The sequence below is a fragment of the Kitasatospora sp. NBC_01266 genome (assembly GCF_036242395.1).
Classification (GTDB): Bacteria; Actinomycetota; Actinomycetes; order Streptomycetales; family Streptomycetaceae; genus Kitasatospora.
Genome location: NZ_CP108458.1, coordinates 2,704,512 through 2,720,110, shown reverse-complemented (window position 1 = coordinate 2,720,110; position 15,599 = coordinate 2,704,512). Strand labels below are relative to the sequence as shown.

15 protein-coding genes are annotated in these 15,599 nt (G+C 71.2%); 5 read left to right on the top strand and 10 right to left on the bottom strand.

Going from position 1 to position 15,599, the window contains the following annotated elements; genetic code table 11:
• Window positions 1–249: 249 nt before the first annotated feature.
• Window positions 250–633 (bottom strand): phage terminase small subunit P27 family, encoded by a 384-nt coding sequence (locus OG403_RS11495; protein WP_329563779.1) that lies wholly within the window; start codon window positions 631–633, stop codon window positions 250–252.
• A 521-nt stretch (window positions 634–1,154) separates the two neighbouring features.
• On the opposite strand from OG403_RS11495, the gene OG403_RS11490 reads away from it, so the two are divergent.
• The gene (locus OG403_RS11490) at window positions 1,155–2,003 is read left to right on the top strand and encodes a recombinase family protein (RefSeq protein WP_329563777.1); all 849 of its coding nucleotides are present in this window, start codon (window positions 1,155–1,157) and stop codon (window positions 2,001–2,003) included.
• A gap of 207 nt (window positions 2,004–2,210) precedes the next feature.
• On the opposite strand, the gene OG403_RS11485 is transcribed toward OG403_RS11490, so the two are convergent.
• The 3 genes from OG403_RS11485 to OG403_RS11475 form a co-directional block, all read right to left on the bottom strand.
• A complete protein-coding gene (locus OG403_RS11485) occupies window positions 2,211–3,584 on the bottom strand; it encodes a DNA primase family protein (protein WP_329563776.1) in 1,374 nt (457 codons plus the stop codon).
• A complete protein-coding gene (locus OG403_RS11480) occupies window positions 3,581–4,087 on the bottom strand; it encodes a hypothetical protein (RefSeq protein WP_329563774.1) in 507 nt (168 codons plus the stop codon). The genes OG403_RS11485 and OG403_RS11480 overlap by 4 nt, the downstream gene beginning before the upstream one ends.
• Window positions 4,088–4,868: 781 nt before the next feature.
• Window positions 4,869–6,572 carry a recombinase family protein gene (locus OG403_RS11475; RefSeq protein ID WP_329563772.1) on the bottom strand — a complete coding sequence of 568 codons (1,704 nt, stop codon included), beginning with the start codon at window positions 6,570–6,572 and terminating at the stop codon, window positions 4,869–4,871.
• Between the two features lie 51 nt (window positions 6,573–6,623).
• Here OG403_RS11475 and OG403_RS11470 point away from each other — a divergent pair, with 51 nt between their 5' ends.
• Window positions 6,624–6,947, top strand: a complete 324-nt coding sequence (locus tag OG403_RS11470; RefSeq protein ID WP_329563771.1) for an antibiotic biosynthesis monooxygenase family protein — start codon at window positions 6,624–6,626, stop codon at window positions 6,945–6,947.
• Window positions 6,948–6,959: 12 nt separating this feature from the next.
• Here OG403_RS11470 and OG403_RS11465 read toward each other — a convergent pair whose 3' ends face one another.
• A complete protein-coding gene (locus OG403_RS11465; protein WP_329563769.1) occupies window positions 6,960–7,292 on the bottom strand; it encodes a hypothetical protein in 333 nt (110 codons plus the stop codon).
• A 294-nt stretch (window positions 7,293–7,586) separates the two neighbouring features.
• Between OG403_RS11465 and OG403_RS11460 the strand changes: the two genes are divergently transcribed.
• The 3 genes from OG403_RS11460 (at window position 7,587) to OG403_RS11450 (ending at window position 10,868) form a co-directional block, all read left to right on the top strand.
• On the top strand, window positions 7,587–8,918 hold the full coding sequence (locus tag OG403_RS11460; RefSeq protein ID WP_329563767.1) for a glycosyltransferase family 4 protein: 1,332 nt from the start codon (window positions 7,587–7,589) through the stop codon (window positions 8,916–8,918).
• A gap of 139 nt (window positions 8,919–9,057) precedes the next feature.
• Complete coding sequence (locus tag OG403_RS11455) at window positions 9,058–9,792, top strand: class I SAM-dependent methyltransferase (RefSeq protein WP_329563765.1); 735 nt, start codon at window positions 9,058–9,060, stop codon at window positions 9,790–9,792.
• Window positions 9,793–9,806: 14 nt separating this feature from the next.
• Complete coding sequence (locus tag OG403_RS11450) at window positions 9,807–10,868, top strand: prenyltransferase (protein WP_329563763.1); 1,062 nt, start codon at window positions 9,807–9,809, stop codon at window positions 10,866–10,868.
• Between the two features lie 79 nt (window positions 10,869–10,947).
• Here OG403_RS11450 and OG403_RS11445 read toward each other — a convergent pair whose 3' ends face one another.
• The 5 genes from OG403_RS11445 to OG403_RS11425 all read right to left on the bottom strand — a co-directional run bounded on the left by OG403_RS11445 (window position 10,948) and on the right by OG403_RS11425 (window position 15,396).
• A complete protein-coding gene (locus tag OG403_RS11445) occupies window positions 10,948–12,069 on the bottom strand; it encodes a hypothetical protein (protein ID WP_329563761.1) in 1,122 nt (373 codons plus the stop codon).
• Between the two features lie 50 nt (window positions 12,070–12,119).
• Window positions 12,120–13,049, bottom strand: a complete 930-nt coding sequence (locus tag OG403_RS11440; protein WP_329563760.1) for an N-acetylmuramoyl-L-alanine amidase — start codon at window positions 13,047–13,049, stop codon at window positions 12,120–12,122.
• 6 nt (window positions 13,050–13,055) lie between these two features.
• A complete protein-coding gene (locus tag OG403_RS11435) occupies window positions 13,056–14,174 on the bottom strand; it encodes a hypothetical protein (RefSeq protein WP_329563758.1) in 1,119 nt (372 codons plus the stop codon).
• 220 nt (window positions 14,175–14,394) lie between these two features.
• Entirely contained in the window at window positions 14,395–15,045 is a 651-nt protein-coding gene (locus OG403_RS11430; RefSeq protein ID WP_329563756.1) for a class I SAM-dependent methyltransferase, read from the bottom strand.
• Window positions 15,046–15,240: 195 nt separating this feature from the next.
• Window positions 15,241–15,396 (bottom strand): hypothetical protein, encoded by a 156-nt coding sequence (locus OG403_RS11425; RefSeq protein WP_329563754.1) that lies wholly within the window; start codon window positions 15,394–15,396, stop codon window positions 15,241–15,243.
• Window positions 15,397–15,599 lie beyond the last annotated feature (203 nt).

The following is a 15,599-nucleotide window of genomic DNA, read 5'->3' as shown; positions in this document are numbered from 1 at the left end:
CTCTACGTCTTCGTAGAGGGTTGGGCATCCGTTGTTCCCTGAGTTGCTTCCGATGTACCGCAGTCGTCGGCTCACGGCCGCTCCCCTCGTCGTCGGGCAAGCTGGAGCCAGGATGCCTTGGAATCGCTCCACGGCGGGTTGTGATTCTCGAATATTCTCCTGACACAGCCGAAAGCCCCGCCAGCCACCTGCCGAAAGGCAAGCAGCCAGCGGGGCTGACAGTTGATCAGTCTGTCCGACCAGCCAGGGTTACTCCCAGCGCTGTCGGCGGGCCAGCATCTCCTCGAACGCGTTCTTCGCCTTGACTTCGGCTACGCCCAAGCGGGACCGATCGGCGGGTGTGTACCCGAGCGACGCCAGCAGCGCGAACAGCTGCTTCTCCAGGGCGCTGATCATCGCCACCAGCGGGTTGGCGTAGGCGTAACCCTTCTCGGTATGGAGCACGGGGCCAGTCTCCGCGAGCTGCGCGAGGAAGCCGGCCCGCCGGTCGATCAGCTCAGCGGTTAGCAGAAGCGTCGGGGTGTCCGTGGTGGCCAGCCATGAGGTACTGGCCGTGGCAGTCCGCCAGAACTCCCGCCCAGCCGTTCCTAGGCGCTCTGGTGCGTCGGCTTCGACAGCGGGAACCGCCGCCATGTCAGACAGTGCGGGCATGTGCTTGTGGCCGGGGTTTCCGAGGCGGCGGTTCCGCTCGTTCGGAAGTGGCGTAGGTCGAGCCATGGTTACCTCTCGTGATATTGCAGATAGTTATGGACACCCCCACCCCTTGAGAGTTCAGGAGGTGTGTGCGGCCTTGGGGGCCGGGTCCCGGAGTGCCGCAGCGCCAGAGATTGAGCTACCCCCCGGTACCCCCATACGTCCGCACAGGGAGTCACACCGCCATACGCAGCGCCACCCCGGCACAGCACTCCCCACCCCCGCAGAGTCCAGGGCGCACGCCCGCCGAACAGGCCGGGCCACTCGGCCATTGGGCTGGACAAGCCGTGGGCCTGGCCGCATGTGACTGAGAGTCGCCAGCACGAGCCGTCTCACAATCGATCGAATGAGACGCAGTCGTCGGACGGGTCGGATCATGTCCGATTTGATCTGGATCGCCGGTCTCAAAACTCGTCTCAATAGCCTGTCCTCGCACCTAGGTTTTGAGACACGTTTATGCGATGATCAAACCCATGATGACGAACGCCGAAGCAGCTACCCAGGTCGAGCGCCACGACTGCCCGAAGTGCACTGCCCCCGCCGGGAGCCCGTGTCGGACGACAGCAGGCAAGGTGGCGGCCAACTACCACACCGGACGGTTCACGCTCGTTCCCGCGCTCAAGGCTGAGCTGACCGTGAAGACCCCGGCCGACCGCAACCCTGGTAAGCCGTGGAAGGCAGGCGCAGCGCCGGTTGTGGCGGTCGCTGATGCTGCCCCTGGCGCTCCGATCCGGATCGGGTATGCCCGCTGCTCCACGGCCCGTCAGGAGCTTCAGAGCCAGCTTGACGCGCTCAGCCGGGCGAACTGCAAGCGCGTGTTCTCCGAGAAGATCAGCACCCGGATCAAGGTCCGGCCGGAGTTCGAGGCAGCGCTGACGCTCGCGCGGGAGATCAAGACCGCAGCGCCCGACCAGGCTGTGATCCTCACCGTCCACGAGATGAAGCGACTTGCCCGCAGCGCCGCCGAATTGATGGCTCTCAGCGCCGCTCTCCAGGCTGACGGCATTCAGCTTGAGATCCTGTCCGGCCCACTCCAGGGCATCCACGACCCCAACGGCGCCGGAGCCATCGTTTTCGCCGTGCTGGCCGTCAGCGCCGAGGTAGAGCGGGAGGGCATCCGCGAGAAGACCATGGAAGGTCTCGACACGGCAGCGAGCAACGGCAGGCACGGCGGACGGCCGACCGTGATCACTGAGGACAAGCTCGCGATTGCCCGCGCCAGGCAGGCGAAGGGCGAGAGCGTGACCGCGATTGCTAAGGCCCTGGGGATCAGCCGGGCGACCCTGTACCGGGCGCTTAGTGCCGAGTAGGGCGCAGCAGCGGACAAGGGGCCACCACCCGAATTCGGGTGGTGGCCCTCTGCCGTTCCCGGAGTTGGAGCGCGCAGCACAGCAGGGGTGGACGCTTGGACACTTGCAGGGTCATTTGCATGAACCTCCCCCATGTGCGTATGGAGAAGGTTGGTGCAAACAGCCTCTAAAGTGTCCAAGCGTCCAGGGAGAGCCCTCTCCCGCTGGCTACGCGGGCGCCCCGAAGATGTTGGTCCGCTGAGCCGGCAGCATGCGGACGCCGATCACGCCGCGCTTGCCGCCCCTCTTGCCGACCGTGGCGCCGAACTGGCGGGCAACGGCCTTGGACCACGCTTGCGGCTGTCCGGGCAGCTTCGGGTGCATCTGCTCTCCTCGCTGTTTGATCTCGCCGTTGGGCGTGAAGCCGTCCGGGTCGGCCTCGAAGTTGGATTCCACCCAGTCCGCGAACGGGTCGGACTCCTCGCGGTACTCGTCGGTGGCCCTGGTGACCCGCTCAGGCTCGTTCAGCCCATGTTTGAACCACTCGACAGCGCCCCGGACCACCCACGCCGCTATACCCTCCGTTTCGGCCAGCAGACGGCCCTTGAGGCCCTTGTCCTCCCTGCCGACGAACGACTCATCCCATGGCACGCAGCGGAAGCGCCGCCAGATGCCCTCGTCGGTGCCCCGGATGGTCGGCTTGTCGTTGCCGGACATGATCAGCAGCGCCGTCGGCGTGAAGTCGTAGGCAGGCTTGTACTTCTGGTTCGCGGTGAGCAGGTCTGCGGCCGTGAACAGCTTCACGAACGCCTCATCCAGGCGCGCCGCTGTCATCTCGCTGGACAGCACCAGCCGGGCACCGTGGAGCTTGGCCACCAGCGACCCGTTACGGCCGTTGCGCTGCTTCTCCCAGAACTCCGCCTCCTGTGCCGTGGTCACGGCCGCGAAGACCTTGCCCAGCGTCTCGGTGAACACCCCCTTGCCGTTCCGTCCCGACCCGTAGAAGAACGCCAGGCACTCCTCTCGCGTCGAACCGGTCACGGCGTAGCCAGCCAGCCGCTGAAGGAACGTGTGAATCTCTGGGTCACCGGGCTGACTGCTCTCCAGGAACGCCAGCCATGAAGGACATTGCGCCTCTGGCAGGTAGTCCACGTCCACGAGTCGGGTGATCAGGTCGGCCGGATCGTGGGGGCGCAGCCGGTCCGTGCGTAGGTCCACGGTGCCGTTGCGGAAGGTCAGCGCGTACGGGTCTGCGTCCAGGTCGGCCACGCTGCGCCGGATGCTGGGCATGGCTTGCATCTCCAGCAGCGCCGCTGAGATATACCGAGAGGTGCGCAGTGCCCGAGCCGCGTCGATAAGTGCATCGCTGCCTGTGCTGGCCGCTTCCTCCAGCAGCGCGCTGGAGACGCTGTGCACCATGCCACGCGCCACAGCGTCACGGGTCGAGTCGTTGACCCAGTGGCGTCCGTTCCAGGCGTACCACCCCGGCCCCTCCACGTAGATCAGCCGTCCGCGTACTCGGTCAGCGATGAACTCCGCGCGGTCCACATCGGTGCCGTCGCGCTGAGTCAGCAGGCGCACGGTCTCCGTCGTTGTCGTCACTGCCCGCCCTCCTGCTTGGCCTTCCAAGCCGCCAGAAACGCGCTGTTGCGCCCCGTCCGGCTGCCTTCCTCGATCTCTTCCACGAGCCCGTGCATCTCGCGGATCTGCTGGTTGACGATTCGTCCGGCGGCCGTTCCCTGCCTCGCAGCCTTCTCGTCGTCCTCTTCGATCGCCATTTCGGCTTCTTCCAGTAGGAAGCTGGCGTACTCACGCTCACCGTCCCACTCGCTGCGCGACTCGGCGGGGGCAAGCTCGTAGTGAGGCAGGTAGCGGGTCACGCGGGCGTCGAACATGAGCCGGTTGCGGTAGTGCACGTCCTGGCAGTGCGGAGCGCGGGTGCCCGCGATGCTCGGCTGATCCCCGTTCCCGCCTCCGTGGCGGTGCTCCGCCGGGCAGTACGGGCACTGGACAGCGAGCTGCCATACGCCGTCGTCGCTGCGCCCCTTGATGCTCGTCGGGGCGAGGGGTGGCCGCCGGTAGATGCTGTTTAGGTCAGGGTACATAGAACACTCCTTTGTGATGCGTGGATGCAAAAAGCCCCCGACCGGGGGACTCGCACACCGGGGCATCACTACCGGTGCGGGAATCAACCCAAGTCGGGGGCTGGTCAGTTGGCATGATTACCCCATGCCGGGGTGTTCGGGTCGCGAGCCGGGGTGATGCCGCTCGCTACTTGCAGACTTCCTAGAGTGCAAGGGATTCCTGCACCGTGCGGAGCCGTCAGCGCACTGCCTTCTAGGGAGTGGGAGGGATTCCGTCTCCGGCTCCGTCCCCTGCTGACTGATCTCCCTAGAGTGCAAGGGATTCCCGCGTCTCACTGTCCTGCCGCTGCCCCTATCTCAGATGGAGCACAGGGGTTGCCGTGTGCTGTCCCACCAGCGAGTGGGATGGCTTCCCTCGCTGCCGCCTGCCCTGCCCCTAGAGCGCACGGGGTTCCTGATCACATGGAGAGCAGCATCACCACCCGAATTCGGGTGATGGGGGTGCCCTTCGACGGCGCCTCTCCTCCACTGGCTCTAGAGAGCAAGCCCCCCTGACCACACGGGGAGCAGCACGTGCCAGCGACCGAATTCGGCCGGTGGTTGGCTCACGCCCGAGACGACCGCTCGGCAGAGCCTGGAGCAGGCGAGCCGTAAGCGCTTACACCAAAGGGGGAGCGCAGGACATTCCTGTCGGCCGAAGCCCTGTACGGCCACCTACCGGCACGAAAGAGCCCCGCCGGTCCATGGGGCCTGACGGGGCTGAGCGAGCGCCAGAGCGGCGCTCATGAGATCAGGGGCGTAGTCAGTCTGTGGAGGGTAGTTCGGCCCACTTGATGATCACACGATCCTGTGTGTTCGCGTTGCGGCCTCTGCCGACGGCCTTGGTGATGCGGACCGAGTCCACGAAGAGTGCCAGGAACTCCCGCTTCCGTTCCAGGGGCCAAGCCGCCCAGGTGGAGCCTTCGCCGATCGGGTTCTCCCCGGGCTCCGTCCACTCGTGCGGAATCTCGATGGTGCGGTGCCTCGCGGCTTGGAGATACTCCAGGCGGGCCGAGACGCGCTCCTCGTGCGCCGTCAGCCGTGTAACTGAGTCGGTGAACATCCGCTTGCCGGTCTCGCCTGTGTAGAGGCCGTCCTGCCGGTCCTGATACAGCGTCCGCAGAGCCTCTCGGACATGCTCCAACTCAGCTGCTGCGGCGATTCGCTCGGCTTCCTCGTCAGCGCCCTGTTGCTGGTGGGCGAAGCGCAATGAGGCTTCCGCGAGCCATTCGAGATCCTCGGGGTCCTCGGGGTCCATATTCGTCAGGCGTGCCCAGACGTGGCCCGCCACATGGTCATCGGTGACGTCGGCCCTTATCAATAGGCCGCCGTGGCCCGGAACGACACCGCCGAGCCGGTTGCACTTGTAGTAGTGCTGCGGACCGTCGGAGGTGTTCCGCTTGTCAGCCACCATGACCGAGCCGCAGACGTCGCAGAAGAGCATTCCGTGTCCGGCCAGCAGCGTTGGGACTCGGCGCCCGGAGCGGGCGACCACCTTCGACCGCCCGTTGAGGATCTCCTGGAGACCCCACCACTCCTCAGCGGGGATGACCCCGTCGTGTGAGATCACGGGAGCGCCATCGTCCCCGCGCAGGATGGTCCGCTTACCCCCCGCTCCGGGGATCACGTTCCCGTCCTCGTCCTTGGTGCGTGGTCGGCGCCCCTCCCAGACCATCGCGAAGCCCGCCAGCCGGGGGTCACGGAGGATCCGCAGGACGGTTGATGTGGTCCAGGCCGGACCACCGAGGCTCTTCGACGAGCTGTTCGCGCGGCGCGCGTCAAGGCGTTTGGTGCCCTTCTCGCCCAGCGCCGTCACCTTGGTCGGGACGTCGTCCCTGGTGAGCTGTCGGGCGATGTCCCCGGCCGACTTCCCGTCGGCAGCCCAGCGGGCCATGTCTCGCACATGCGGCGCTTCCACCGGGTCGGGGATCAAACGCATGACGGACAGTTCCCCACGCTGCTCGCGCACGGTTTGGAAGCCGTACGGCGCGATGCCGGAGACGTGGCTCCCAGCCGTCCGGAGCGTGTCCTTGGTCGCCGTGATGTAGGCCGACTTCAGGTCGGACTCCTGCTGCGCCAGCGCGGCGATGAGACCGAAGATGGCGATACCCATCGGCGTGGAGGTGTCCAGGTAGGGCTCTTCGACGGAGACGAGCCGCACACCGTGCCGGGCCAGCTCGTCATTGATCTTCATGGCTTCCAAGGCACCCTGTCGGGTGAGGCGGGACAGCGAGAAGACGACCACGGCATCGACGTGGCCAGCACGGACGGCGGCCATCAGTTCTTCGAAGCCGGGCCGCGTGACGTTGGGATCCCAGCCGGATTTGCCGACATCCTCGAAGTGGCCGGTGTTCTCCCATCCCTTCGCGATGATCAGCGCCTCGGTCTTGGTGCGCTGCGCTGCTGGTGAAGCTTGCGAGTCGTCTTCGCGCTTCTTGGACTGTCGTATGTAGGAGACTGCTCGCACGTGGTCAAGGTTAGGTGCCCAGGTCGGGCCCCTTTTGATGAGAGGTGTCATGTGCCCAGCGTGGTAAAGATCAACGTGCTGACCGTTCCCGCCGAGCAGCGGGAGGTGCTGGAGCAGCGGTTCGCGTCGCGGGCCGGGGCTGTCGAGAGCTCCGACGGGTTCGAGTGGTTCGAGCTGCTGCGGCCGGTGGAGGGGACCGATCAGTACCTGGTGTACACGCGGTGGGCCTCGGAGGAGGCGTTCCAGGCGTGGATGAGCGGGCCGATGCAGTCGGCGCACCGGCCGGCCGGGGCGGCGGGGCAGAAGCCGGCCGCGGCGGGCTCGACGCTGTGGTCGTTCGAGGTGGTGCAGTCCACCGGGCCCAAGGCGGGCTGAGCCGGACAGGTCTCAGCGCTTGCGGTTCATGCTGAGGAGCAGGCCGCCGCCGATGCCCGCGACCAGGCCCACGCCGACCAGCCACAGGGTGGGGAAGCCGCCGCTCTTCTTCTTGGCGGTGGCCGTCGGTGCGCTCTGCGCCGCCAGGGCGGTCTCGGTGCGCTGCTTGACCGGGTCGGTGCCGGCGAAGGCCTGCGGGAGGTGGCCGGCGGCCTGGGCGGCCACCACCCGCACGGCGGCGGGCGGCGCGGCCGGGGAGGCGTCGGCCAGGGCGGGGCCTGCGGCGAGGCCCGCCAGCAGGGCGGCGGTCAGGACGGCGGCGCCGGTACGGGCGGGGGAGAGCATGGCGGTGCGGCGGCCTTTCGGTGGGCGTCAGGCGGTCCGCTCGCCCGGCCGACGGGCTCCGGTCGGCGCCGGAGAGCGGCCCATACCACTCTAACCGGCCGGTGAGCCGTCACCGGTCGGCCGGCGGGACCCGGCCGACCGGCCGGGCGAGCCGCCGCCGACCGGGCCTGGCACGGTCCGTGCGCACACCGCGCAGGGCAGCGTGTCGTGAATCACCTTCCCCGCCTGGGATGCCGAAGCTACGGGCCGGTATCTTCGAGGTCTCTCACTGTTCACAGGTTCAAGGGGTTGACCATGACGGGGCAGCCACCCTCCACGGCCGACCGGCGTCCGCTGCGGATCGCGCTGCTGTCCTACCGGGGCGACCCGTTCTGCGGCGGTCAGGGCGTCTACGTCCGGCACCTCTCCCGCGAGCTGGCCCGGCTCGGCCACCACGTCGAGGTGATCGGCGCGCAGCCCTACCCGGTGCTGGACGAGGTCGAGGGCCCCGGCTCGGTACGCCTGGTCGAGCTGCCCAGCCTGGACCTCTACCGTGCCGACGACCCGTTCCGCACGCCCGCGTTGGCGGAGCTGCGCGGTGCGGTCGACGCGCTGGAGGTCGCCACCATGTGGACCGGCGGCTTCCCCGAGCCGCTCACCTTCTCGCTGCGGGCCCGTCAGTTCCTGGCCCGGCACCGCGGCCGCTACGACGTGGTGCACGACAACCAGACCCTCGGCTACGGCCTGCTCGGCCTGGCCCGGCACGGTTTCCCGCTGGTCACCACCATCCACCACCCGGTCACCGTGGACCGCCGCCTGGAGCTGGAGGCGGCCGACACCCGGCTGCGCCGCCTGTCGCTGCGCCGCTGGTACTCCTTCACCCGGATGCAGCGACGGGTCACCGCGCGCCTCGAGCAGATCATCACGGTCTCCGGCAGCTCCAAGGCCGAGATCGTCCGGCACCTCGGTGCCGCCCCGGGCAGCGTGTCGGTGGTGCCGATCGGCGCCGACACCCGGCTCTGGTCGCCGTCCGCCGAGGTGCCCGTGGTGCCCGGACGGATCGTCGCCACCTCCAGCGCGGACGTGCCGCTCAAGGGCCTGGTGCACCTGATCGAGGCGCTCGCCAAGGTCCGCACCGAGCGGGACGCGCACCTGGTGGTGGTCTGCAAGAAGCAGGGCGAGGGCCCGGTGGCGGACGCGGTGCGGCGCTTCGGCCTGGAGCCGCACATCGAGTTCCGCACCGGCCTGACCGACCAGGAGCTGGTCGACCTCTACCGCTCGGCCGAGGTGGCCTGCGTGCCCTCGCTCTACGAGGGCTTCTCGCTGCCGGCCGCCGAGGCGATGGCCACCGGGACCCCGCTGGTGGCCACCACCGGCGGCGCGATCCCCGAGGTGGCGGGGCCGGACGGGCAGACCTGCCTGGCCGTGCCGCCGGGCGACGCGGGTGCGCTGGCCGGCGCGCTGGGCCGGCTGCTGGACGACGCCGAACTGCGGGCCCGGCTCGGCGCGGCCGGCCGCGAGCGGGTGCTCGCCCACTTCACCTGGGAGCGCGCGGCCGAGCTGACCGTCGAGCGCTACCGCGCGGCGGTGGCCAGCGGCGTCGGGCAGCGGGCCCGCTCGGGCGCGGGCTGGCGCTACGTCGCCTGACGGCGTGCGGGCCGGGGCCGGGTGGCCTGACGGTGTCCGGCCGGAGAGTGCGTGGCCCAAGTGAGCGTGGCCCGACGTGCGTGCGTGGCCTGAAAGTGCGTTACCCGACCCTCTGTGTACCGAATGGGAGCTCCACACCGTGCTGACCGTCGATTTCTCCCGCTTCCCGCTCGCCCCTGGCGATCGGGTGCTCGATCTGGGGTGCGGCGGGGGCCGGCACGCGTTCGAGTGCTACCGCCGCGGCGCCAACGTGGTGGCCCTGGACCAGAACGCCGACGAGATCGCCGAGGTCAAGCGCTGGTTCGACGCGATGGCGGCGGCGGGCGAGGCCCCGGCGGGCTCGAGCGCGGTGGCCATGGAGGGCAACGCGCTGGCGCTGCCGTTCGAGGACGAGTCCTTCGACAAGATCATCATCTCTGAGGTGATGGAGCACATCCCGGACGACAAGGGCGTGCTCAACGAGATGTTCCGGGTGCTCAAGCCCGGCGGCCTGCTCGCGGTGACCGTGCCGCGCTGGCTGCCCGAGAAGATCTGCTGGGCGCTCTCCGACGAGTACCACGAGGTCGAGGGCGGCCACATCCGGATCTACCGGGGCGACGAGCTGCTCGACAAGCTCCGGGAGGCCGGCCTCAACCCGTACGGCACCCACCACGCGCACGCGCTGCACTCGCCGTACTGGTGGATCAAGTGCGCGGTCGGCGTGAACAACGACAAGGCGCTGCCGGTCAAGGCCTACCACCAGCTGCTGGTCTGGGACATCGTCGGCACCCCGGTGATCAGCAAGCTCACCAAGGCCGCCGAGGCCGCGCTCAACCCGGTGATCGGCAAGAGCTTCGTCGCCTACGCCAGCAAGCCCAACCGGGCCGGCGAGTGACGCCGCACGAGGGGGTGGCCAGCCCCCGCGCGCTGCTGCTGCCCGGGGTGCTGGACGCCGAACAGGTGGCCGCCACCGTGCGCGGCATCCTGGCGGAGCAGCGGGCGGACGGTGCCATCCCCTGGTTCACCGGTGGCCACCTGGACCCCTGGGACCACACCGAGGCCGCGATGGCGCTGGACGTGGCCGGCGAGCACGCCGCCGCCGAACGCGCCTACCGCTGGCTGGCGGAGAGTCAGAACCCGGACGGCTCCTGGTACGCGGGCTACTTCGGCGACGGCGCGCCCGGCGTCAGCAACCGGGCGGTGGAGACCAACTTCTGCGCCTACCTGGCGGTCGGCGTCTGGCACCACCACCTGAGCACCGGCGACCAGGCGTTCCTGGAGCGGATGTGGCCGGTGGTGCGCCGCGCGCTGGACTTCACCGTCGGCCTGCAACTGGCCGACGGCCCGATCGCCTGGCGCCTGGACGAGGACGGCACCCCCGTCCAGGAGGCGCTGCTCACCGGCTCGGCCAGCATCCTGCACGCCCTGCGGTGCGGTCTGGCGATCGCCGACCACCTCGAAGAGCCGCAGCCGGACTGGGAGTTGGCCACCGGCCGGCTGCAGCACGCGGTGGCCGAACACCCCGAGCGGTTCCTCGACAAGGGCCGCTACTCGATGGACTGGTACTACCCGGTGCTCGGCAGCGCGCTGCGCGGCCCGGCGGCCCGGCAGCGGATCGAGGCCGACTGGGAGCGCTTCGTGGTGCCGGGCCTCGGGGTCCGCTGCGTCAGCGACCGGCCCTGGGTGACCGGCGGGGAGAGCGCCGAACTGGCGCTGGCGCTCTGGGCGTTGGGCGACACCGAGCGGGCGGTGGAGATCCTGCGGTGGATCCAGCACCTGCGCCACCACGATGGTTCCTACTGGACCGGCTACGTCTTCGAGGACGACGCCATCTGGCCCGAGGAGCGCACCACCTGGACGGCCGGCTCGCTGCTGCTCGCGGTCGCGGCGCTGGGCGGCGAGCCGGCGACGGTGGCCGTGTTCGGAGCCGAGCGGCTGCCGAACGGGCTGGCCGTCCAAGGGTGTTGCTGACCTCCGAGTGAACGTCCGGGAAGCTCGAAGGGGCCGGTGGGAGAATCTCCCACCGGCCCCTTCGACGTCGTCCGCGAGGTCAGCCGCGCTGGATGCCCGAGCTGTCGGTCAGCACGCCCTGGCTGCCGTCCTGCAACTGGGCGATCAGGGCGCTGCCGCGCTGGTCCACCGCCAGGTACCAGGTGCCGGGCAGCAGCTCGCCGACCGGGGGACCGGCCGAGCCGTCCTTCGGGGCGAGCCGGCGAGGCTCCGGCACCGCGAACCAGAACGGCGCGAAGTCGGCGGCCGGCGCGGGGGCCGGGGCCTGGGCCGCCGGGGTCGGCTCGGGGGCGGGCGCCTGGGCGGCGACCGGAGCGGCCTGCGCGGCGGCGGGTGCGGGAGCGGGTGCGGGGGCCTGGGCAGCCTGGGCGGCGGCCGGGGCGAAGGCGGCGGCGTCCTGCGGCTGGCCGGCGGCGGGGTTGGGCTGGCCGTAGCCGAAGTCCGGCGTGGGCTGGCCGGCAACGGGCTGGCCGATACCGGGCTGGCCGGGCTGGCCGTAGCCCGGGGCCGGGAAGCCGTAGCCGCCCGGCTGCTGCGGCTGACCGCCGCCGAAGGCCTGGCCCGGTGCCTGCTGCCCCGGCAGCGGCTGGCCGGGCTGGCCCGGCTGGCCGAGGCCGGGGGCCGGGAAGCCGTAGCCGCCCTGCTGCGGGTAGCCCTGGCCGGCGCCCGGGTAGCCGCCGCCGACCGGCGGCTGGTAGCCCTGCGGCGCGGCCGGCTTGTCCGTCAGCAGCGGCGCCTGCAGCGCGGGCACCAGCGGCCCGGCCGCGGCGGCACCGGCCAGCACCAGCACCGAGAAGACGCCGAGGTAGGCGCCCCACGAGTGGTCCGCGCCGGCGCCCAGCGACCAGAGCGCGGTCCACAGCGCCACGACCGAGAAGGAGACGCCCCACTGGTCGAGGCGCAGCCCGAGGATCTGCCGGCTCTTGGCCGCCTCACCCTGGAAGCGCTGCAGCAGGATCAGCGCGGCAGCCGCGATGCCCAGCAGGTAGACCGAGGGCAGCACCGGGAACAGGTTGCTGTTCCAGACGCTGGAGGAGCAGACCGACGACGGAGCGCCCGCGGGGCAGTCGATCGACCAGTAGGGGAGGAACGACGCGATGAGCAGGAGCGCTGCCGCACCTGCGACGGCAGCGTCTCCCCTGGTGAGAGCGCGCAAGTTCACTGATCGGTTCCCCTCGATGGTGTGACGTGACGGCGTGACGCCGTGTGATTCTACTGACCCGCCGTTTGCGCGGTCAGCCCAGTGCCGGTGAGGAAGTCGGCGAGGCCGTCGGCGATGCCCTGAGCGGCCCGCTGACGCCACTGGGGGTCGGTCATCCGCTGGGCGTCGCCGGAGTTGCGCATGTTGCCGCACTCGATGAACACCTTGGGCACCGTCGACAGGTTGAGGCCGCCCAGGTCGCTGCGGGTGTCCAGGCCCTGGTCGGCGACGTAGTCGGCGTAGGGCTCGCCGGTGGCGGTGTGGAAGCTGTCGCGGACCAGCAGCCCCAGGCGGTGCGAGGGGTCGACGATCGCGCTGGTGTCGGCCTTCCCGGCCACCACCTTGGCGGGCATGATCACGTGGAACCCGCTGCCGGAGGCCGGGCCGCCGTCGCCGTGCACCGAGATCGCCGCGTCCGCGTGGGCGGTGTTGCCGATCGCGGCCCGCTCGTCCACGCACGGTCCCCAGGGGCGGTTGCCGTCCTGGGTGAGGATCACGGTGGCGCCCAGGCTCCGCAGCAGGTCGCGGATCCGGTGCGAGACGTCGAGGGTGTAGGCGGCCTCGGTGTAGCCGGCGTCGGTCTCGGTGCCGGTGGTGTCGCACTCCTTGTGGCCGTTGCCCACGTCCACCTGCTGGTTGATCTCGGTGGGGTGGTCGAAGTTGCCCGGGTTGTGGCCCGGGTCGATCACGATGGTCCTGCCGGTGAGCGGTTCGGCGGCGGTCGGGGCGGCGGCGCTCGGTTGTGCGGTGGCGGTGGCGGTGGCGGCGCTGGAGGCGGCGGCGGCCGGGGCGGTGCGCGGTGCGGCGTCAGCCGCTCGGGTGGCGGCCGTGCCGGTACCGCAGGCGTTCAGGGCGAGCAGGGTGAGCAGGCCGAGCGGAGCGGCGAGGGCGCGCCGGGCGGTGCTGGTGCGGGAGATGCGGGTGCGAGCGGTGCGGTTCACGGGGAGTCAGATCCTGTCCCAGGTGCGGGGGGTCAGGCCGTAGCCGGCGGCCAGGGCGTTCCACTTCGCCACGAAGTCCTGTTTGGCCTGCGTCGCCTGCGGGTTGAGCGCGTCGGCCTGCTGCTCGTCCGGCGTGGACGGGGCGGTGTTGGCGCCGCCGCAGCCCTGCGCGCTCACGGTCCGGGCCCAGGCCGCGTACGAGCGGTCGATCTGGCTGGAGTCCTGCCAGGCCGTCTTCAGGCTGGCAGCCGCGTCCGCGCCACCGGGCAGGTCGGCGAGGTTGAGCTTGGCCAGCGCGGCGAGCAGCTGGTCGCGCTGCTGGGCGGCGGAGTCGAAGATCTGCGCGGCGCTGTCGATGTCGGCCTTGGCCGGGCAGCTCTGCACCTGGGCGACCGCGCTGCCGATCGGGGACTTGGCGGCCTCACCCTGGGTCAGCAGGGCGTCCAGCGCCTGGGCCTCGGCCAGGGCGTTGGGACCGGCCGAGCCGCCGGCGCTCGCGGACGGGCTCGCGCTCGCCGCCGTCGAGCCGGCTGCGCCGCCGGTGGGGGCGGGGCCGCCGGCCGGTGCGCCGGTGCTGGGTGCCGGGGCGGCGGGCGGAGCGGCCTTCGCGGCCGGCTTGGTGGCGCCGGAGCCCTGCAGCGCGAAGACGGTGCCACCGCCGACCGCCAGCAGCAGCACCACGCCGGCGCCGACCAGCAGCGGGCTGCGGCGGCGCGGGCGCTCCGCCTGGGGGGCGGTTTCGAGCTGGTACTCCTCGTAGCCGCCGGGCAGTTGGAGGCCGCCGGGCGCCGGCTGGGGCGGATAGCCGAGCGGGGCGGGCCGGGAGGGCGGGGGCGGGTAGTGGCCCGGGGCCGGTCGGGACGGCGGGGGCGGATAGTCGCCAGGGGCCGCCAGCGGTGGCTTGAGCAGGTAGCCGGTGGCCTCCTGCGGCGGTACCGGGGGCAGCGCCCGGGTGGCGTCGAGCGCGTCCGCGCTCGGGGGCGGCGTGGCGGGCGCGGCCGGTTGCGGCGCCGCGGCGGGTGCCGTGCCCTCCGTGCCGTCCGGGCGGCGCCGGACCCAGCCGCCCGCGCCGCCGCGCGCGGTGGGGTCCCAGACCGCTGGTGTCGTGTCGCCCTGGTCCGTCATCGTCTGGCCCCCGCCTTCAGGTCCTGCCCTGCAGGTGCTCGGTGCTCGGTGCTCGGTGCTCGGTGCTCGGGCGCGTGCCCGTCGTCACCGTACCGGCCGATGGCCGATTCCCGTGCGGTGGCTCTCGGAAAGGGCGTGCCCCCCGACCGGTTCGGCCGACTTGTCCGATCCGGTCGCTGCGGGTGCCACGCCGCCCGGTGGTCGGGCCGCTGGGTGAGGGTCAGGCCGCGCGGCGCAGCACCCGCAGCGACCCGGTGACCGAGACCTCCCGGAAGCCCTCCGCGAGCGCTCGCAGGTAGACCCGGTAGGGGGCCTGGCCGCCGTCCGCCGGGTCCGGGAAGACGTCGTGCACGACCAGCAGCCCGTCCGCCGCCAGGTGCGGAACCCAGCCCTCGTAGTCGCCGCTCGCGTGCTCGTCGGTGTGGCCGCCGTCGATGAACACCAGCCCGAGCCGGCCGCCCCAGACCGCCGCGACCTGCGGCGAGCGGCCGACCAGGGCGATCACGTGCTGCTCCAGGCCGGCCGCGTGCAGCGTGCGGCGGAACCGGGGGAGGGTGTCCATCAGGCCGATCTCGGGGTCCACCAGGGAGGCGTCGTGGTACTCCCAGCCGGGCTGCTGCTCCTCGGAGCCCCGGTGGTGGTCCACGGTCAGCGCCACGGTGCCGGTGCGCCGGGCGGCGTCCGCCAGCAGGATCGCCGAGCGGCCGCAGTAGGTGCCGATCTCCAGCACCGGCAGCCCGGTCCGCTCCGCCGCCTCGACGGCGGCGGCGTACAGCGCGAGGCCCTCGTCGAGGGGCATGAAGCCGTCCGCCGCGGTGAAGGCGGCGAGCACCTCGGGTGCGGGGCCGCTCTGCTCCCGGGTCTCGTTCATGGTGCTGCTGCTCCCTCTGTCCGGCACGACCGCATGCGCGCGTCCCCGGGACCCTACTCGATCGGGTCGCCGCGCCGGTTACCGGTCGGTAGCAGGATGGACGCGCCGAAGGCCCGGTGCGTGCTCACGCACCGGGCCCTCGGACGGGAGGCCGGGGGACCGTCGGCCGTCGGCCGCGCGGTCGGACCGGGCAGCTCAGTTGCTGGCCGCGTCCAGCCGGTGGCGGCCGTGCGCGTCGGCCTCGTTGGTGTCATCGGCGGCGGAACCGCCTCGGTGGCGGCCGTGCACGGCGTCCTCCGAGGTGGCCTCGTCGGCGCCGAGGTCGGTGGTGTCGGTGAGGTTTTCGGACATCAGCTTCGTCTTCTCCGTGCGAGGGTGCAGGTCTCTGTGGTGCCGCACGGCACCGCCGGCCGTGACCGGGCCGGGTGCGGGGAGCAAGGTCCGGCATGGCGCGAATTCCCCGCGACACGCCGGGACGATCACGCCCCGCTGGTCCGTCACCCTAACGGCCGGGTGGGACAACAGCCTATCGAGCCGGTCATGACGGGAGGGAC